Origin of the sequence: Streptomyces sp. NBC_01224 (assembly GCF_036002945.1) — a bacterium.
In the GTDB taxonomy this organism is placed as follows: domain Bacteria; phylum Actinomycetota; class Actinomycetes; order Streptomycetales; family Streptomycetaceae; genus Streptomyces.
In genome coordinates this window covers 9,555,762-9,572,913 of the sequence record NZ_CP108529.1, presented here as the reverse complement: position 1 = coordinate 9,572,913, position 17,152 = coordinate 9,555,762, and the positions used below count along the sequence as shown (strand labels likewise).

The following is a 17,152-nucleotide window of genomic DNA, read 5'->3' as shown; positions in this document are numbered from 1 at the left end:
ACGGCTACGCCTGCCAGGTCATCGCTGCCACAACGCCCCCTCCCCCACCCCTACCCAGGCGCGCGTGAGATCCGGATCGACATCGACAACCGGTTCTTCGACCAGCGCGCTCCTGTACGGGCGACGACACCGCCGGGCGTGCGGCCGAGGTGCTGTTCGAGATCGAGTTGGCCTTTAAGGGTCTCGTTGACCGACTCGGTGATCTGCCGTAACGGCTTGAGTAACGGCGTTCCGCGCCGCTCCGGCTTGCCCTTGTGGGCCGGCCGAAGTAGCCGGATGTCCTGCTCGGCCAGCTCGTGCTCGAAGCCCCGGCCGAAGTAGTTCTTATCGCCGATCAGTGTCTGGGCAGGACGTGCGGCGACGAGGCCGGGTTCGGCGGCCAGGAGGTCCAGCAGCGTCTCGCGCTCGTCGGCCTTGGCCCCGGCCAGGGCGAAGGCGACGGGCAGGCCCTGGAGGGTGCACACCAGGTGCAGCCGCAGTCCCCAGAAGAAGCGGCTGCGGCTGGCGCAGTACCCGTACTCGGCCCATCCGGCCAGGTCGGAGCGTTTGACGGTCTCGCGTGAACGGCCGCACTCCACCGGCGTGGAGTCCACGATCCACACCTCGTCGCTCCACACAGACGTGTCGGTGGCCAGCAGCCGGCTGATGCGCCGGAGCAGTCCGGCGCCCTTGCACAGCCGCTTGTTGTAGCCGGGCTGCTTGGGCAGGTAAAGGAAGAGATGTCGCAGGTAGGAACGGGCGTGGCGGAGCCACCTGGCCTCGGAGGTGAAGCCGAGCATGGCCTGCATCATCGCCAGTGTGACCAGCTCTGCGCCGCTGAGCTTTGGGGCGACCCCCACGGCTGGCCGCCATGGCGCGAGTTGCGGAGACGCTTTCAGCGCATCGTCGGTCTTCACATGGAGTGCGGTCGCGAGGGTGTCCAACTCTGGTTTCACGCACCGACGTTGGACTTCCATCTTCCAGACACGCAGGCAATTCTCTGGAAGCGATCAGCATTTTGCCTCCAGCGGACTCAGGCGCCCACGGTCCCGTCGACACCCTCACGCAGGAAGTCCGCGTGCCCGTTGTGGCGGCCGTACTCCAAAAGCACATGCACCATCACCATTCGCAGCGATACCTCCTCGCCCCATCTTGGCTGATGCCCGGCCAGGTCCAGGGATTCAGCCTCCCGCTCGATGCGGCGCGAGTTCTCCACCTCGGTCTCCCAGGCTGCGAACGCCTCGGCCCTGGTCGACGCGCTCGCGTCGTACGCCGCCTGGAAGTCGATTTTGTCGGACCAGACCATGGGCGCGTCGTTGTCCTCGAACACCCGACGGAACCACGCGCGCTCCACCTCTGCCATGTGCCGCACCAGGCCGAGCAGCGACAGCGTCGACGGGGGCATGGACTGCTGCCGCAACTCCTCGTCGGTAAGCCCTTCACACTTCATGGCGAGGGTCACACGCTGGTAGTCGAGGAAGGCCCGCAACGTATCGCGTTCGCTGCCAAAGCTGGGCGGTCCTATGCGATTGTCGCTGGTCATTGGCCGTGCTCCTCATCTGTGCCTGTATTCAGGGCAAGTATCTACTCTCGTCGGCGTCCCAGGATGAGGGCCGTCCGCCGGACCCGACTGCCACCACAGGAGCCGACCTTTGCAGAGATCAGCGAGGCTTGTCCGTCACCCGCAACCATAGATGCCCCTTGGGATCAATCGGGCCCTGACCCCGGATTTTGAACACTGGAGAGACTTGGATCTTGATGGTCCAGAAGAACGGAGTCCCTGTGGGGATGAAGCACTACCCCGCCGAGTTCAAGGCGGACGCGGTCGCGTTGTACCGGTCCCGTCCAGGAGCGACGATCAAGTCGGTCGCCACCGACCTCGGAGTGAACACCGAGACGCTGCGGAACTGGATCCGGGCCGCTGACGGACGCCGGTCCGGCGCTCACTGGACGCGGACACAGACGGTCACTGGGAACAAGCCAACCACTATCTCGACGGCCTCGACGCCGAGGCCGTCGTCCTCGGACTACTCTGTCACAGCTGAGTCGTCAGACCGGGCCGACCCACAGAGGTAAGCCCGGCGGCTGTGCGGCAGGCGCCCATGATCGCCCGGACAGGCTCCAACCCTCCGACGGCTGCTCGCCAGCCTTCTCGACAGTCGCGGTGTACAGGGCCGTCCGGCGACGGTGGTGTCCCCGCCCAGGGGACCGGGGACACGCCAGCCGCCCCGCTCCAGTACCCGGGTGGCGGCCGCGGGGCATCGCGCAGTGGCTCATCGCCCTGCTCAGCTGTCGAACCAGACGACAAGTCTGACCGCCTCGTTCCCGTGCAGACCCGCGAGAGTGCGCATGACCGTCCAGACCGGCTTCCACTGCCCGTCCGGACGGACGACGTCTTTGCGCCTGAGGCGGCCTATGCGAAACAGCCGGTCGCCGTCGGGCCATTGGGTGCCTTCGGGGAAGTGGAGGCCGGCCCTGTAGGCGACGTCCTCGGGGCAACCGCAGAGGTCGAGGAATGCTTGCGGGGCCCCAAAGTGCCGTTCGTGAAACTGCCAGTCGCCGTCGGCGTTACGACGGTACTCGTGTACGTAGGGGTCCGGCTGCAAGGACAGCTCATCCCAGTCGACCTTCTCGACTTCTGCCCAGCTGATCGAGGTTGCGCTGTGCCCCTCGTGGTCCTCGTACAGGTCACGGACGCGTTTCGACACATCGTGTGGAAGGCCGCGGCCGGCGGCGAGCGGTTCGAAGGCTTCATCGTTGAGAATCCCGAAATCGTTGCGGACCCCGAAGAGGCATCCGAAGGCGTCGTAGTCCCGCACATCGTTCAGGTGATCCAGGTTGATGGCGGCGTGCCAGTACGAGTCGTTCTCGTAGTCGCGATAGCTGCGGCGGCATTCGATGAAGCCGTGTATGTCACATCCCATGCAGACCATCTTCGTGATCCAGGACAGGCGCCCGCCACCCAAAATTGAGCGGACGTCAGCCAGTCGCCACGATGGCGGGATCGCCCGCTGTTTTCGGCAGGGTGAACGGGAGCCACTTGGGTAACGGGAATGGGAGCCACCTTGCTCTGTTCGTGGCGGAGTGGGACCGCGACACAGGTCCGTGATCGGCAACGAGATTGGGAGCCACCCCTATCGGGTGACAGACGACGCTGCCGGGATGGGTGTCTTGTCGTTCTCGACATCACCGCGGTTGACGAAGCGACCGTCCACGCGGTCATGACCGTACTCGAACAGCGAGTTCAGCAGAGTAATGCCGATACCCGCGTACGGCTCGGGTTCCAGCGACAGGACCGTGAGCGGCTCCCCCGCCTTCACCGCGTGCCAGGCGATCGCAGCCGCGTGAGCCACCGGCCAGTCACGGCTAATCGAACTCCAGAAGCACTATTACAAACTTGCTGGCGACTCGAACGGCATCGCGGGGCGGGCGGTGAAAACCTGCTGACGCCGGGCTCCGTGGGCTGCAGAGCGCCGTGCCCTCGGGTTGTCCTAACCTCGGGCTTTCACGTGGCTGGGTGTCCGATGCGTGATCGGAAACGCGAAGAGTGCTCCTGACCTGCAACGATGGGACTTGTCTAGGGTCCAGGTCGGCGCATGAAAGAAGCACTCCTCAGGTGAAGAAGCGTATCGGGTCCTATCCGCGTGTCCGCATCGAGGGCGGCGGGAGCGGGGTGGTCTCGCAGGCTGGCGGAGTACTGCTGGTCGAGACTGCCCGTAAGACCGGCCTGGATACCGAGATATCGGCGGCGCTGACGCCGTGGCGGCGGCCTCGGGCGGTGCACGATCCGGGCAAGATCCTGCTGGATGTGGCTCTCGCGGTCGCGCTGGGCGGGGACTGCCTGGCCGATGCGGGACTGCTGCGGGCCGAGCCGGCCGTGTTCGGGCCGGTGGCCTCCGACCCAACGGTCTCCCGGCTGATCGACACCCTCGCCGCGGCCGGGGACAAGGCCCTGACCGCGATCCGCTCGGCGCGCGCCGAAGTGCGCGAGTACGTCTGGACGTTGGCCAAAGATGCGGCGCCGGATAGGGGCGGCCAGGTGATTGTGGACCTGGACGGAGTGCTGGTCCTGGCCCACTCCGACAAGCAGGACGCGGCCGCGACCTGGAAGAAGTCGTTTGGACATCACCCCCTGATGGGCTTCGTCGACCACGGAAGCGGTGGCACCGGGGAGCCGGTGGCAGCACTGTTGCGGCCGGGGAACGCGGGATCCAACACCGCCGCCGACCACATCACCGCCACTCAACTCGCTTTGGCCCAGCTCCCCAAGCGTCACCGGCGCGGCCGGTCCACACTGATCCGTACCGACTCCGCGGGCGGCACCCATGAGTTCCTCGCCTGGCTCACGAAACGGGGCCGGTGGCTGTCGTACTCGGTCGGGATGACCATCACTGAGCAGATTCATCAGGCCGTGTTGAAGGTCCCGGCCTCCGCCTGGACCCCAGCGGTCGAGCCGGGCGGCGAGATCCGCGACGGCGCCTGGACCGCCGAACTCGACGGCGACACACTCAAGGGCTGGCCGAAGGGAATGCGGCTGATCGTCCGCAAGGAACGGCCCCACCCCGGCGCCCAGTTGCGCTTCACCGACGCCGACGGCCTGCGGCTCACCTGCTTCGCCACCAACACGACGGGCGGGAAGATCACGGACCTGGAACTGAGGCACCGCCGACGGGCGAGGGCAGAGGACCGCATTCGGAACGCACGGGCCACCGGCCTGCGGAACCTGCCCCTGCACGAGACCGCACAGAACCGGATCTGGCTGGAGATCGTCCAGCTCGCCCTCGACCTGCTCGCCTGGATGCCGATGCTCGCTCTGACCGGCAAACCCCGCCTCTGGGAGCCCCGCCGCCTGCGGTTGCGGCTGTTCTCCGCCGCTGCCCAACTCATCACCACCGCCCGCCAACGGCACCTGCGATTCGCCCACCACTGGCCATGGACCGACGTGATCACAGACGCGATCAGACGGCTCGACACCCTCCCGAACCCACGCTGACCAGCAACAACCCGTCCCGACGAGCAGAAGAGCCACCGACCGGAACCGTGGAATCCGGCGCCCACCCGATGCGACGATCGGGCCACCCGTATGCCCGCACACGCTCCACAACGACGCATTGGCCGCCAGCCGAAGCTGACGACCAATCACGAAAGATCGAGGCTAAGGGACGTAAAACGCCGGTTCCTCGCGTACTCTTCTCCATCACGCTTGCCGGACCCGCCCCATCTGGCAGTACTGGACACGTCCCGGCTTTGTCAGGGCCGCTCTCGCCCTCCCCGGCATCACCCGGATCAGGCTGCCCTCAGCTTCAACCCACCTGCTGCGACAGAAGGTTGGTGCAAGTCTTCCACCTCCACTCGAACCAAACAGCGCCTCACGACGCAACCAAGATCTGCGCCAGAACCCAAAACTCATGAAGATCCGCGGAGTCCTTGGCCGGACGACGGCGTCAGAACTCTTCAACAAACGCTGTCGCAAGACATGAACGAAGCCAGGGGCCGAGATCGAAAACTTCCGGAGTGCCCGATTCCCCCATTGTCGGGCTCGGGTACTCCGCCCCTTCGGAATCAACATCATGTTGACAACAGAGTGTTGATGCACTGAGGTGGTGTGGTGCCCCTCAGTGATCAGGACCGTGCTGCCGACCTCGACCGTGCCCGCGCTGTGGTCAACGACGCCGGCGCCGCCGGTCTCGAACGACGACCATGGCAGCAATCCGGACAGCCCGCCTCGGACGCCGACTTGGTGCGGTTCACCACTTGGACCGCGCGTGATGCGAAGACGGCTGATCCCACGGTCATGAACGCGGGGCTGCGACTGTTGGCCTCCGCTCGGGCAGAGCTCGACCAGGCCGAGTCCGCCTTGTTGTTCGCCGCACGCGGGGTGGGGATGACGTGGCCGCAGATCGCCGGCGCTCTCGGCCTGGCCTCGGCTCAGGCCGCTCAACAGCGCCTGAATCGAGTGCTCACCCGGACCAGCGATCCCGAGACTCGTGCTCAGCCGTGATGATCCCGCTGAGTCACGCCGATGAACGGTGCGGGGCCAAGGCCGCCAACCTCGCCCGGCTGCTGCGCGAGGGCTTTGCCGTGCCGGCTGGGTTCGTGATCGAGGACGTGAGCGACGACAGTTGGGTCCACGAGCTCGAGTCCGCGCTGCGGGGTCTGGGTTCCGGGCCGTTCGCGGTGCGCTCCTCCGCCGTGGGCGAGGACGCCGTCCAGGCGTCATTCGCCGGCCAACTGCACACCACTCTCGGCGCGACCACTACGGCGCAGGTGGCCGTGGCGGTGCGGCGCACCGCCATGTCCGGAACCAGCCCGCAGGCCGCCGCGTACACCGCCCGGACAAGTCGGTTACCCGGACCCGCGGTGTCGGTCATCGTGCAGAGGCTGGTCCGCGCCGAAGTGGCCGGGGTGTTGTTCACTCGCCAACCGGTCACCGGCGCCGACCAGGTGGTGATCGAGGCGGCTCGCGGACTTGGCGACAAGCTCGTCAACGGGAGCCTCACCCCGCAGAGGTGGACCATCGACGGCGACGTGCTCACCACCCCGGACACCATCGTAAAAACGGTCCTGACCGCGGCGCAGGTGCGCGCGCTGGGCGAGACCGGCCGCCGGATCGAGGCCTCGTTCGGATGCCCACAAGACGTCGAGTGGGCCATCGCCGACGGCACGGTATGGGTGCTGCAAGCTCGCCCCATCACCACGGTTGCCGTGCCGGACGGACATGCAGCCCGCAATGCCGGCAAGGCGCTTGTCACAGGCACGCCAGCCAGCCCCGGCACCGCAACCGGGCTGGTACGGATGATCGGCGGACTGGACGACTTCACCCGCTTCAGGTCCGGTGACGTGCTGGTATGTCGCACGACCTCACCGGCCTGGACCCCGCTGCTGGCCCGCGCCGCCGCGGTCGTCACCGAGGTCGGCGGGGTTCTCAGCCACGCTGCGATCGTGGCCCGCGAGTTCCGGATTCCGGCAGTCACGGCCGCCAACGACGCGACGACTGTGCTGGCCGACAGACTTTGCGTCGTCGTGGACGGCAGCCGCGGCAACGTCGCCCTCGCTGGACAGGCCCGGCAACGAGATCACACCACGGAGCGCAGATGAGCCAGACTTCCCCGATCGACCTCCTGGTGCTGCACGCCGTTCGGACCATGGGCTACGCCGACACCGCACGGGTAGCCGCTCGCCTGAGCATGACTGAGGACGAGGCGCGTGAGTACCTGCTGGACCCCCAGGCCCAGGGCTGGATCACCTTCTCTTCCTTCGCCGGTGACGGGGGCTGGTCGCTGACCGAGTCCGGCAAAGCACATGGGGAGCGGCTGCTGGCGGCTGAGCTCGACGAAGCCGGCGTCCGTGCAGCTGTCGAGAAGGTCCACCGGGACTTCCTGCCGCTCAACGACCTCATGGCCGCCGCCTGCACCGCCTGGCAGCTGGCCGAGATGGGCATCGACGATCAGACCGTGACCCTCGCCCAGACGATTACGACGCTCGAAGGCCCCGCCGCTGCGCTGGCCGGGCTCGAGGGCCGCCTGACGGCCCATCTCGACCGGTTCTCCGGCTACCAGCAGCGTTTCACCGAAGCCCTGACCAAGGCACATGCGGAACCTGCCTGGATCACCGGCACCGACCGTGACTCCTGCCACCGGGTCTGGTTCGAGCTGCACGAAGACCTGATCGCCACCCTCGGCGTGACGCGCTGATCCCGCCCGAACAAGCAGGGGGAGACCGGGGCCACCGCGAGTTCGTGTCACCGAAGTTTGAGTGGCAGGCAACGTAGCTGGTCAGAAGGCTGGCCCCGCGCGGGTCAGGCGGCCGGCCCGCGGGAAACGTCCAGCGGGTGCGCCACATCGGCCGTTCCTTGCCGTCGGTGTCCTGCATCTTCCGCCGAAAGAACCTGGCGTACTTCTCCAGCTTGTCGGCGATCTCCTTCGCAGTCTCATGGCAGTTGTCGACCTCGATGAACAGTAGGGGCACGTCGTCCTGCGGGGCGGTGAGGACGATGTCGGCCTGGGCGCCGCCCTTGTCGGGCCCGTTCCAGATGCCGGTGGCGGGCAGCGGGACCTCGGTCCAGTACGAGGCGATGGTGCCGATCCCGTCCGGCGCGTCGACGGCGGCCTGGGAGGGCGTCCGGGCCCCAGAACCCGATGCTCTCCTCCAATACGGACATCAGTAGGAGAAAAGAGGGTTGTGACGGTGCCGAATTCGCGCCGAATCCCGGCCTGACCAGGGGCTTTTCCCCGACCCCGGGTACGGAGCACCAAAGGGGGTTCCCAAGTGCCCTCCGAAGTGGGGCCCGCAGGAGACCACTTCGGCTTGCCCGCCACGGGCCGGCCTTCTTCCGGCTCGATCGGCCCGAGCGCTGCCCCGCCCTTGAGTGGGTGGTCGTCATCATCTCGTCTCCTTCGCTGCCCCAGCCCGGGGCGTTGATCCGAAGGAGCAGCGTGCAAGAGCACCCCTTGGCCGCGGTCTAACGGTGACCGGCAACGAGGCTGGCCAAGGGGGAACGTGGGCGCGCCACGATCTGGGCCCCGGGCGGACTACACACGCGGCCTGTACACGGCCCGTGGTTCAGCCGACGTCGGGATCGAATCCGGTACTCGTACGGGTGGGATGCGCGGCGCTGGCGAACCGATGAGAAGACGACCGCGTCAGGATGAGGCATGGAACGGATCAACGCGCAGCACGTCAGAGAGCCCGGCCTGGTGGTCCTGGACATCACCGCCCCCGATGAAGCAACCGCCCAAGCAGTGATGGTTCCTCTGGAGCAGGGGTGGGCACCTCCGGTATCACACCCGTACGACGCGAACCCGGAGCGCAGGGTGTGAAGGCCCGTGTGTACGCGGACACACGCCGCAGCCCCGCCACCTCCGCATGAATCAGCGGCCGCGTGCTGGAGATCGGGACGGCTCGATCCCCAGGGTCAGCGGCGGAGGGCGTAGTGGGTCAGGCGGGAGCGGGCGGCCTGTTCGCTGATCCCGAGCGCCTGGGCGACGGTGTCCCACTGCGGCCCGTCCACGGTGTCGACGCTGAACGCAGCGTCAGTTGCCACACGGTCGGTGAGAAGCCGTTGTCCTTCCGATCAGGCGGTCGCTCTTGATCGAACAGGGTCCTGGATCGGGTGAGTTGGCGGCCATACGCGCATGGAGAGGGACCTCCTGGTAGCTCACGGTTGTTGAAGCCAGAGCGAGCAGGAGGCCCTGTGGCGCGGTTGTACGCTGAGTGGTTCCTGATCAGACTGCGATCGGGAGCTCCGCAATCCAGCATTCGACTGACTTCGCAGTGATCACGGCTTGGGCCTCTTCCGCTTCGGCTCTGGTCAGGAAGACGCCCGCTCCCTTGACGTCGGGCCCGTCGGAGCGGATGACCCGCATCATGACAACGTAGACGTAGCGGTGACGCTCCCGACGTATCGTGGCGTTCTCTTCAGCCAACAGTGCGTCGATGAGTTCCTGAGCCGAGGCAATGTTGAGGCCGGCGTCGGGCCCGCCGAGAGGTTGGTAGGGCCAGATCGCCGAGGCGGGGTGGAAATCGTCGAAGAAGCTTTGGCGCGTTAGATCGAGTATCCCCTCCGTCCAGCCGACGGCCATGGCGACCACGTAGTCGGACTCGCCCTGGCTCTCCAGAACGAAGACGTGATCCTCGCCAGAGGAAACGCTGGTGTAGTCGGCTTTGACCTGCGCACTCTCGGCCGCGGTCGCGCACCTGATCGCCAAGCCGCGATAGTCATCACGGATCTTCACTACGATGGCGGGCTTGAACAGCAGGTCAATCGTTGTCTCGGGTTCGCCAGGAGTGTCGGGCTGGCCGATGCTCCGCATCAGGAGACGGCCGTGGCTATTCGAGTAGGCCAAGAGGTGGAACCTGCGCTCGCTCCGAAACACCTCCTTGCCGGGAATGAGCTGGTGACTGCGGCGGTTGAGCCACGTGCTGTCCGTCATGCGCTTACGATCTCTGTCTCGCCCGAGCTGGTCAACGTGATTGGTCAGCGGAGAAGCCGCTGCCCGACCGAGATGCCCATCCTGTGGGCACTGGCGAACCCGAAGCTGGACGAGCGGGAAGTGCTGTCGGCGATGCTGGACCGCGAACCGCACCCGGCCACGGACCGGCCGAGCCTGCTGGTGATCGCGGACAAGGGCTTTGCCTCCAAGGAGTTCGAGGCCGATCTGGCCTTCCGGGGCGCGGAGTTGCTGCGTCCTTCCTTCAAGCGCGAGAAGAAGCGCAGGGGCCAGAGCCTTCTGAAGTCGGTGCGGCAGCTGATCGAGTCGGTCAACGACACCCTCAAAGGCCAGCTCGACCTGGAACAGCACGGTGGCCGGACCTTCGAAGGTGTCGCCGTCCGCGTCGCCCAACGCATCCTCGCGATGGCCGCCGCGATCTGGCACAACCACAAGACCGGCCGGCCCCTCATACGATCCTTGATCGCCGAGCGGTGCCGTTCCTTCCACGCCGTGATCACCGGCTCGATCAGAGCCCACTGCTCGTCCGATAAGTCGCTTGGGTACGGCGTGCGTTCACTCACCCCGCCACCCCAACAGAGCACCGGCTGCGGACCGGCAGATTGCGCCCGCACCCACACCATCAGGCGACGACAGAACCACTCAAAGTCTTACGAACCGCCCTCCGACAGCAACGCCGGCTTCCTGGTTCGTTCCTACTCGGACCCCGGACACTGGGGCTCGCCCCGTCCAATGCGACCCGTCGACGGCATACCTCCGATGATTTCAGCCCTTTCTCGCTGCAAGCTCCCTTGACAGGCTTTATTAGGCAGCCTCAAGATCAATAGAACCGATGTTTGAGTCTTCAGTCGGATGCCAGGAGATCCCACTCACACACGGCTGCAGAAGCAGCGGGAGGACAGTGACGATGCACCCCCAAGTCACCAGTTTGACCAGAAGTTTGAAGGCGGCGTTCGCGACAGCCGCCCTCGTGGCCGGTTGTGCTCTGGCCGCCGGCGGCCCGGCCCAGGCCAATCCAGCCCCCAAGCCCATCGATGCCTACCCCGCAGCGATCCCGCTGAGCACCGACACGAACATCGCGAACTGGGAGAAGCTCCAGTTCGGCATGTTCGTGCACTGGGGCATGTTCTCCTCCTACGGTGGCTACTACAACGGGGTGCAGCAGACCATCGGCTACCCGGAGCAGATCAAGGCGTGGATGAACATCCCGACCTCCGACTACCTGGCCGGCGCGCACCAGTTCACCGCCGACAAGTTCGACGCTGCCCAGTGGTGCGCCACCGCCAAGGCGGCGGGTGCCAAGTACTTGGTGCTCACGTCGAAGCACCACGACGGCTTCGCCATGTGGGACACCGCGACCACCGACTACAACGTCGTCGCTCAGACACCGTTCGGCCGTGATCCCATCAAGGAGCTGAGCACCGCCTGCCGCGCTCAGGGCATGGGCTTCGGTCTGTACTTCTCCATCATCGACTGGACGTTGCAGACCCCCGAGCCGTATCAGAACCTGAACCCGATTCCCGACTCGATGATGCCGTACATCAAGTCGCAGCTGACCGAGTTGCTGACTAAGTACGGGCAGCTCGACGAGCTGTGGTTCGACATGGGCAAGCCGACCGCCGCACAGAGCGCGGAGATGGCGGCGACGGTGCACCAGCTGCAGCCGCAGACCATGGTCAACTCCCGGGTCTGGAACAACAAGGGCGACTTCGAGGTCGGCGGCGACAACTCGGTGCCGACCAGGCAGCTGCAGGCACCGTGGCAGTCTGCCTACTCGATCTTTCCGATGTGCTGGGGTTACTGCACCTGGCCGAACGCCGATCGCTCCGACGCCTCCAAGACGTCCAAGACCACCCAGCAGGTCAGGTCCCTGTTCACCGTGACATCGGGCGGCGGCAACTACCTGTTGAACGTCGGACCGCAGGGCAACGGCGCCATCGACGACTTCCAGGCCGGTGTGATGGCCGGAATCGGCGCCTGGAATGCACGCCACCCCAACGCCGTCGAGGGTGCCCGGCCTACGCTCTACGGCCGGATGTCCTGGGGCGACAGCACGATCAAGGGCAACGCGGTCTACCTCGGCGTGAGCAGCTGGCCGAACGGCGGTGGCGACATCAGGCTGCCCGGTATGGCCAGCACGATCCTCGACGTCACAGTGGACGGCACGGCTGACCAACTGCCGTACCGGATGGACGGCAACGATCTGGTGATCACCCTGCCGGCTCAGCCGACCGATGCCGACCTGCCGGTCATCAAGGTGCACACGGACGGTGCGCCGCTCGTGCGGCCGGCCGGCACCGCCGTCAGCGCGGACCGGCACTTCTCGATCGCCGCCGGTTCTCTGACCAGTCGGCTCTCACCCATCAACGGCGGCCGCAATGCGTCCTCCGTGACCGGGTGGCTGGCCGGCCAGGATGGCAACAGCGGTTGGAACGCGGCCAGGGTCACCGTGTCCGGCACGTTCAAGGCGGACACGAAGTACCGGATCACCCTCGGCGAGACGTCCGTGGTGGCCACTGGAGCGCAGTTGGCTTCCGGAGCGGTGGACGGCCTTCGGTACCGATCGCAACGGATCACGCCGATCACGATCGCGCTGGCCGACCCCGACTACTTCGCTGATCCGTTGGGGGCGACCGTCACGAACATCACCGTCGACGGCTACCGCGGGAACTCCTGAGCGTCCGATCCCGGTGCCGACTTCCCTCCCGAGCCGGCACCGGGGTCCTCTCTCCGGCTCATGAGCGCCGCGGGCGGTGGGGTGCACAGCGCCCTCACCACCCGCGGCGTTCTTACGGCCCCGACGACGTCTCGCGGACGGCCTCGGCGACAACGTCGACGAGCTGACCCGTCTTCTCGTTGCACCCGAGGTGCACGGGCCGCTGCAGGCGGAGGTCACTACATGCGCGGTCATGGGGGTGTACGTCATGCCCGGATGCATCGAATTGACGCGAATCCTCGCCGTGCCCAGCTCCACCGCGCCGACGTTGGTCAGCCCGCGCACTCCCCACTTGGCGGCTCCGTAACCAGCGGTCATCGCCAGGCCCATCAGGCCCGCCGACGAGGAGATGTTGACGATCGAGCCACCCCCTCGCCCCTTCATGAGCGGGATCACGCTGCGCATGCCAATGAAGACACCGGTGAAGTCGATGTCGTCGAGGGTCCGCGTCACCGGATCAACGGCCCGCATCTCTCCCTCCTCCCGCGAAGGGCAGGGTAATCGCTTCCTCTCACTGTGCCGGAAGGGGATCGGGGTGCTGACGCGTCGGGTTCATCGCCTCGACTGCCGTGACCAGGGGAGCCAGCTCGGGGTTCTTGGCGGCTTCGTCAAGCGCCTTTCCGAGGGCGGTGTCGTTGGTCGGCCGGGCCTCTTGCAGGAGCTTCAGGCCCGCGTCACTGACGTCGGTGTAGATGCCGCGGCGGTCGGTCGGGCACAGGTAGCGGGAGAGTAGGCCACGGTCCTCCAGGCGGGAGACCAGGCGAGTGGTGGCGCTCTGGCTGAGCACCACCGCGTCGGCTACCTGCTTCATCTGCAGGTGCCCGCCCTCGCCGTCGTGCTGGCGGCTGAGCACGTCGAGCAGCGAGTACTCCCGCACGCTCAGGCCGTGCTCGGACTGCAGGGCGCGCTCGATGTGCGCCTCGATCCTGCTGTACAGGAGGGAGAGGGCTGCCCATCCGTTGGCAAGGGCGGTCAGCGCGGGATCCGTGGCGGTCATGGTCCGGGTCTCCTTCTGGATGCGACTGGAGTCCAGGATAAGCCCTTCCTGAAAATATCAGCCAGAGCCTGCATAAGGCTTTTGCAAGCATCTCTTTGGGGGTCGGACCGGGGCGAGTCGATCGCGTTCCGGCCCCGCCTTTCGCGCGGGCGGGCACGCTCCCGGCGTTCCGGTTCTTCGGTCCGGCTGGCCGAGCACCGTTGTTCGGGAACCCCGGCGCCGCGCACGCCCATGGGCTGCCAGGGGTGACCGGATGCTCATAGCGGCAGCGTCGACGGCGGAGCACCACTTCAAGGCGGTACCCCGCAGGACGTTCGGCACCCGCCGCAGGGCGGCTATGGGGTGCCCGGTGTCGGCGAAGAGCGGGCGGCCGCCGCGGCGCGGACCGCATCCACACGCCGTCCCGCCGATGCGGCTTTAGGCGAGGACGCGACCCGGACCGCTTCTCGCCCGGACAGAGCAACGGGCGACACCGGCGCGCCACCGGGCCCCGAGCGCCACTGGAATCCAAGACCCAGGAGGAATACCCGCCCTTGCACTTATAACGCGTATGCAATTATTGTTGAGGCTCGTAAGACGCACAAGCAATCGCACGGAGGGTAGCGCCATGCCTCTCGCACTTCTCGCTCTGGCCATCGGAGCCTTCGGGATCGGGACCACCGAGTTCGTGATCATGGGCCTGCTGCCCGAGATCGCCGGAGACTACGGCGTGTCCATCCCCACCGCCGGCCTGCTGGTCACCGGCTACGCGCTCGGCGTGGTCATCGGCGCCCCGCTGATGACCGTGCTCGGCAACAGGATCAGCCGCAAGACGATGCTGATCCTGCTCATGGGCTTGTTCGTGGTCGGCAACCTGCTCTCCGCGCTCGCACCGAGCTTCCCGCTGATGCTCGCCGGCCGGATCGTGACCTCGCTGGCCCACGGCGCCTTCTTCGGGATCGGCTCGGTGGTCGCCGCCGACCTGGTCGCCCCCGACAAGAAGGCCGGTGCCATCGCCACCATGTTCACCGGGCTGACCATTGCGAACATTGTCGGCGTGCCGCTGGGCACGTTCATCGGGCAGGCAGTGGGCTGGCGCACCACGTTCGCCGTCGTCGCCGCGCTCGGCGTGGTCGGCCTGCTCGGCATCGTCAGGCTCGTGCCCGCCATGCCCCGGCCCGAGGGCGCGCGCCTGCGCGGGGAGCTGACTGCGTTCCGTAACCCGCAGGTGCTGCTCGCGATGGCGATGACGGTGCTCGGCTTCGGCGGTGTCTTCGCCGCGATCACGTACATCGCCCCGATGATGACCCGTGTGGCGGGCTACTCGGACGGTGCGGTCACCTGGCTGCTGGTGCTGTTCGGCGTCGGCATGTTCCTCGGCAACCTGCTCGGCGGCCGCTACGCCGACCGCAAGCTGATGCCGATGCTGTACACCACCCTCGGCGGACTCGCCGTGGTGCTCGCACTGTTCACCGTGTTCGCGCACAACAAGATCCTCGCCGCGATCGCCATCCTGCTCGTCGGGGCGCTCGGCTTCGCCACCGTCCCGCCGCTCCAGAAGCGCGTCCTCGACCAGGCCCACGGTGCGCCGACGCTGGCCTCGGCGGTCAACATCGGTGCCTTCAACCTCGGCAACGCGCTCGCCGCCTGGCTGGGCGGTCTCGTCATCGCCGCCGGCCTCGGCTACACCGCCCCGAACTGGGTCGGCGCTGTCCTCGCCGCCGCCGCGCTGGTCCTCGCCTTCTGGTCCGCCGCCCTGGAGCGCCGCACCCCCGCGCCTGGGGCCGCGGCCGCCGTCCCCGCCCCCGTCCACCACTGACCTCCCCTCCCTCCACATCCCCTTGCCCCAGGAGAACCACCCTCATGAGCACCACCGCCGTCACCCCGCTGACCACCGCGCCGCCGCCGAGACTCTGATCGCGGCCGCCCGGGCCGCCGCTGAGGAGGCCGGGGTCCCGGTCAGCGTCACCGTCCTGGACGCGGGCGGGCACCTGCTCGCCTTCCGCCGCGACGACCGCGCCGTCCTGATCTCCGGCGAGACCAGCACCCGCAAGGCCTACACCGCCCTGCAGCTCGACGCGCCGACGGCCGACCTGGTCGACCTCGTGAAACCCGACGGGCTGTTCCACTCCCTGCCGACCGCGCTCGACCGGCCGCTGCTGTTCATCGCCGGTGGCGTCCCCGTCCACCGCGACGGCCGTCTGATCGGCGCGGTGGGTGTGGGCGGCGGCGCGCCCGAGCAGGACCACTCCTTCGCCACCGCCGCTCTGAAGGAACTCGCCCGATGACCCGCACCCCGCAGGAGGTCTTCGCCGACCACGGGAAGCGGCTCGGCACCGAGGACCTCGACCTGATCGCCGCGAACTACACCGAGGACGCCGTCCTGATCACCCCCGCAGGGGTGTCCCACGGGTGGCACGGGGTCAGGCAGGTCATCGGCCGCTTGCTAGCCGATCTTCCGGACGCCGACTGGCAGCTCACCCCGCAGTTCGCCGGCGAGGTGCTGTTCCTCCGGTGGAGCGCGTCCACCCCCGCCCACCAGGTCACCGACGGCATCGACACCTTCGTCTTCCGCGACGGCCTCATCAGCACCCAGACCGTCCACTACACCCTCACCGACCGCACCGACTGAAAGAGCCAGACACCATGACCACCATCCCCACCGTGAAGCTGAACAACGGTGTCGTGATCCCCCAGCTCGGCTTCGGCGTCTTCCAGGTCCCCGACGACCAGACCACCGCCGCCGTCTCCGCCGCCCTGGAGGCTGGCTACCGCAGCATCGACACCGCGGCGATCTACGGCAACGAGACCGGCGTCGGCCGGGCCCTCACCGCCTCCGGACTGCCGCGCGAGGACCTGTTCGTCACCACCAAGCTGTGGAACGCCGATCAGGGCTACGACTCCACCCTGCGTGCCTTCGACGCCAGCCTCGCCAAGCTGGGCCTGGACCGGATCGACCTCTACCTGATCCACTGGCCCACCCCGGCCCGCGACCTCTACCTGGACTCCTGGCGGGCCATCGAGCGCCTGGCCGCCGACGGCCGCATCGGGGCGGCGGGCGTCTCCAACTTCCAGCCCGCCCACCTCCAGCGGCTGCTGGACAACAGCGAGCTCGTCCCGGCGGTCAATCAGGTCGAACTGCACCCCGGCCTGCAGCAGACCGAGCTGCGCGCCTTCCATGCTGAGCACGGCATCGCCACCGAGGCGTGGAGCCCGCTCGCCCAGGGCGCCGTCCTGAGCGATCCGGCGATCACCACGATCGCCGAGCGCACCGGCAAGTCCCCCGCCCAGGTGGTCCTTCGCTGGCACCTTCAGCTCGGCAACATCGTCATCCCCAAGTCGGTCACCCCGTCCCGCATCCGCCAGAACCTCGACGTGTTCGACTTCCAGCTCACCGACGAGGACATGGCCGCGATCGCCGCCACCGACCGCAACCTGCGCACCGGCCCCCACCCGGACCAGTTCAACTGAGCCGCACGTCCGAGCCGGTACACCGTCACCGATACGGCTCCCGAGCTGTACGGCTCGGCC

18 protein-coding genes and 4 pseudogenes are annotated in these 17,152 nt (G+C 67.3%); 12 read left to right on the top strand and 10 right to left on the bottom strand.

The window, feature by feature from the left end; genetic code table 11:
• Nucleotides 1–50: 50 nt before the first annotated feature.
• Both OG609_RS43945 and OG609_RS43940 read right to left on the bottom strand, forming a co-directional pair.
• Nucleotides 51–935, bottom strand: coding sequence for an IS982 family transposase (locus OG609_RS43945; RefSeq protein WP_327277843.1), 885 nt, complete (start codon nucleotides 933–935; stop codon nucleotides 51–53).
• A 77-nt stretch (nucleotides 936–1,012) separates the two neighbouring features.
• A complete protein-coding gene (locus tag OG609_RS43940) occupies nucleotides 1,013–1,522 on the bottom strand; it encodes a DinB family protein (protein ID WP_327277842.1) in 510 nt (169 codons plus the stop codon).
• Nucleotides 1,523–1,737: 215 nt separating this feature from the next.
• On the opposite strand from OG609_RS43940, the gene OG609_RS43935 reads away from it, so the two are divergent.
• The gene (locus OG609_RS43935) at nucleotides 1,738–2,055 is read left to right on the top strand and encodes a transposase (RefSeq protein ID WP_385655497.1); all 318 of its coding nucleotides are present in this window, start codon (nucleotides 1,738–1,740) and stop codon (nucleotides 2,053–2,055) included.
• A 209-nt stretch (nucleotides 2,056–2,264) separates the two neighbouring features.
• On the opposite strand, the gene OG609_RS43930 is transcribed toward OG609_RS43935, so the two are convergent.
• Both OG609_RS43930 and OG609_RS43925 read right to left on the bottom strand, forming a co-directional pair.
• Nucleotides 2,265–2,903, bottom strand: coding sequence for a hypothetical protein (locus OG609_RS43930; protein WP_327277841.1), 639 nt, complete (start codon nucleotides 2,901–2,903; stop codon nucleotides 2,265–2,267).
• Between the two features lie 210 nt (nucleotides 2,904–3,113).
• Nucleotides 3,114–3,332 (bottom strand): hypothetical protein, encoded by a 219-nt coding sequence (locus OG609_RS43925; protein WP_327277840.1) that lies wholly within the window; start codon nucleotides 3,330–3,332, stop codon nucleotides 3,114–3,116.
• Between the two features lie 263 nt (nucleotides 3,333–3,595).
• Between OG609_RS43925 and OG609_RS43920 the strand changes: the two genes are divergently transcribed.
• From OG609_RS43920 to OG609_RS43905, 4 genes are all read left to right on the top strand, one after another.
• A complete protein-coding gene (locus OG609_RS43920; RefSeq protein WP_327271204.1) occupies nucleotides 3,596–4,972 on the top strand; it encodes an IS1380 family transposase in 1,377 nt (458 codons plus the stop codon).
• 615 nt (nucleotides 4,973–5,587) lie between these two features.
• Nucleotides 5,588–5,980, top strand: coding sequence for a hypothetical protein (locus tag OG609_RS43915; RefSeq protein WP_327277839.1), 393 nt, complete (start codon nucleotides 5,588–5,590; stop codon nucleotides 5,978–5,980).
• A complete protein-coding gene (locus OG609_RS43910; RefSeq protein ID WP_327277838.1) occupies nucleotides 5,980–7,077 on the top strand; it encodes a PEP/pyruvate-binding domain-containing protein in 1,098 nt (365 codons plus the stop codon). The genes OG609_RS43915 and OG609_RS43910 overlap by 1 nt, the downstream gene beginning before the upstream one ends.
• The gene (locus OG609_RS43905) at nucleotides 7,074–7,673 is read left to right on the top strand and encodes a transcriptional regulator (RefSeq protein WP_327277837.1); all 600 of its coding nucleotides are present in this window, start codon (nucleotides 7,074–7,076) and stop codon (nucleotides 7,671–7,673) included. The genes OG609_RS43910 and OG609_RS43905 overlap by 4 nt, the downstream gene beginning before the upstream one ends.
• Here OG609_RS43905 and OG609_RS43900 read toward each other — a convergent pair.
• Nucleotides 7,588–8,013 carry a replication-relaxation family protein gene (locus OG609_RS43900; RefSeq protein WP_327278391.1) on the bottom strand — a complete coding sequence of 142 codons (426 nt, stop codon included), beginning with the start codon at nucleotides 8,011–8,013 and terminating at the stop codon, nucleotides 7,588–7,590. The two genes, OG609_RS43905 and OG609_RS43900, sit on opposite strands and share 86 nt — an antisense overlap.
• A 620-nt stretch (nucleotides 8,014–8,633) precedes the next feature.
• On the opposite strand from OG609_RS43900, the gene OG609_RS43895 reads away from it, so the two are divergent.
• A complete protein-coding gene (locus OG609_RS43895; RefSeq protein WP_327277836.1) occupies nucleotides 8,634–8,798 on the top strand; it encodes a DUF6207 family protein in 165 nt (54 codons plus the stop codon).
• A gap of 95 nt (nucleotides 8,799–8,893) precedes the next feature.
• Here the strand turns inward: OG609_RS43895 and OG609_RS43885 are convergent, their stop codons facing one another.
• Entirely contained in the window at nucleotides 8,894–9,022 is a 129-nt protein-coding gene (locus OG609_RS43885; protein WP_327277835.1) for a hypothetical protein, read from the bottom strand.
• A 181-nt stretch (nucleotides 9,023–9,203) separates the two neighbouring features.
• The gene (locus tag OG609_RS43880; RefSeq protein ID WP_327277834.1) at nucleotides 9,204–9,911 is read right to left on the bottom strand and encodes a hypothetical protein; all 708 of its coding nucleotides are present in this window, start codon (nucleotides 9,909–9,911) and stop codon (nucleotides 9,204–9,206) included.
• A gap of 63 nt (nucleotides 9,912–9,974) precedes the next feature.
• Here OG609_RS43880 and OG609_RS46625 point away from each other — a divergent pair.
• Nucleotides 9,975–10,397, top strand: a pseudogene (locus OG609_RS46625) (transposase); the annotation flags it as partial.
• A 14-nt stretch (nucleotides 10,398–10,411) separates the two neighbouring features.
• Here OG609_RS46625 and OG609_RS46620 read toward each other — a convergent pair.
• Nucleotides 10,412–10,492, bottom strand: a pseudogene (locus OG609_RS46620) (transposase); the annotation flags it as partial.
• A gap of 365 nt (nucleotides 10,493–10,857) precedes the next feature.
• Here OG609_RS46620 and OG609_RS43870 point away from each other — a divergent pair.
• Nucleotides 10,858–12,606, top strand: a complete 1,749-nt coding sequence (locus tag OG609_RS43870; protein WP_327277833.1) for an alpha-L-fucosidase — start codon at nucleotides 10,858–10,860, stop codon at nucleotides 12,604–12,606.
• A gap of 219 nt (nucleotides 12,607–12,825) precedes the next feature.
• On the opposite strand, the pseudogene OG609_RS43865 reads toward OG609_RS43870, so the two are convergent.
• Both OG609_RS43865 and OG609_RS43860 read right to left on the bottom strand, forming a co-directional pair.
• Nucleotides 12,826–13,080: pseudogene (locus OG609_RS43865) on the bottom strand (SDR family NAD(P)-dependent oxidoreductase); the annotation flags it as partial.
• Nucleotides 13,081–13,156: 76 nt separating this feature from the next.
• Nucleotides 13,157–13,642 (bottom strand): MarR family winged helix-turn-helix transcriptional regulator, encoded by a 486-nt coding sequence (locus OG609_RS43860; protein ID WP_327277832.1) that lies wholly within the window; start codon nucleotides 13,640–13,642, stop codon nucleotides 13,157–13,159.
• A gap of 607 nt (nucleotides 13,643–14,249) precedes the next feature.
• On the opposite strand from OG609_RS43860, the gene OG609_RS43855 reads away from it, so the two are divergent.
• The 4 genes and pseudogenes from OG609_RS43855 to OG609_RS43840 all read left to right on the top strand — a co-directional run bounded on the left by OG609_RS43855 (nucleotide 14,250) and on the right by OG609_RS43840 (nucleotide 17,092).
• Nucleotides 14,250–15,440 carry an MFS transporter gene (locus OG609_RS43855; RefSeq protein WP_327277830.1) on the top strand — a complete coding sequence of 397 codons (1,191 nt, stop codon included), beginning with the start codon at nucleotides 14,250–14,252 and terminating at the stop codon, nucleotides 15,438–15,440.
• A 44-nt stretch (nucleotides 15,441–15,484) separates the two neighbouring features.
• Nucleotides 15,485–15,909: pseudogene (locus OG609_RS43850) on the top strand (GlcG/HbpS family heme-binding protein).
• A complete protein-coding gene (locus tag OG609_RS43845; protein WP_327277829.1) occupies nucleotides 15,906–16,253 on the top strand; it encodes a nuclear transport factor 2 family protein in 348 nt (115 codons plus the stop codon). The pseudogene OG609_RS43850 and the gene OG609_RS43845 overlap by 4 nt, the downstream one beginning before the upstream one ends.
• 14 nt (nucleotides 16,254–16,267) lie before the next feature.
• Complete coding sequence (locus OG609_RS43840) at nucleotides 16,268–17,092, top strand: aldo/keto reductase (protein WP_327277828.1); 825 nt, start codon at nucleotides 16,268–16,270, stop codon at nucleotides 17,090–17,092.
• Nucleotides 17,093–17,152 lie beyond the last annotated feature (60 nt).

Bases quoted from the DNA above. Each gene is read 5' to 3' on its own strand.
- OG609_RS43940 (WP_327277842.1), bottom strand. From the start codon at position 1,522: ATGACCAGCGACAATCGCATAGGACCGCCCAGCTTTGGCAGCGAACGC.
- OG609_RS43935 (WP_385655497.1), top strand. From the start codon at position 1,738: ATGGTCCAGAAGAACGGAGTCCCTGTGGGGATGAAGCACTACCCCGCC.
- OG609_RS43930 (WP_327277841.1), bottom strand. From the start codon at position 2,903: ATGGGATGTGACATACACGGCTTCATCGAATGCCGCCGCAGCTATCGC.
- OG609_RS43910 (WP_327277838.1), top strand. From the start codon at position 5,980: ATGATCCCGCTGAGTCACGCCGATGAACGGTGCGGGGCCAAGGCCGCC.
- OG609_RS43905 (WP_327277837.1), top strand. From the start codon at position 7,074: ATGAGCCAGACTTCCCCGATCGACCTCCTGGTGCTGCACGCCGTTCGG.
- OG609_RS43895 (WP_327277836.1), top strand. From the start codon at position 8,634: ATGGAACGGATCAACGCGCAGCACGTCAGAGAGCCCGGCCTGGTGGTC.
- OG609_RS43880 (WP_327277834.1), bottom strand. From the start codon at position 9,911: ATGACGGACAGCACGTGGCTCAACCGCCGCAGTCACCAGCTCATTCCC.
- OG609_RS43860 (WP_327277832.1), bottom strand. From the start codon at position 13,642: ATGACCGCCACGGATCCCGCGCTGACCGCCCTTGCCAACGGATGGGCA.
- OG609_RS43855 (WP_327277830.1), top strand. From the start codon at position 14,250: ATGCCTCTCGCACTTCTCGCTCTGGCCATCGGAGCCTTCGGGATCGGG.
- OG609_RS43845 (WP_327277829.1), top strand. From the start codon at position 15,906: ATGACCCGCACCCCGCAGGAGGTCTTCGCCGACCACGGGAAGCGGCTC.
- OG609_RS43840 (WP_327277828.1), top strand. From the start codon at position 16,268: ATGACCACCATCCCCACCGTGAAGCTGAACAACGGTGTCGTGATCCCC.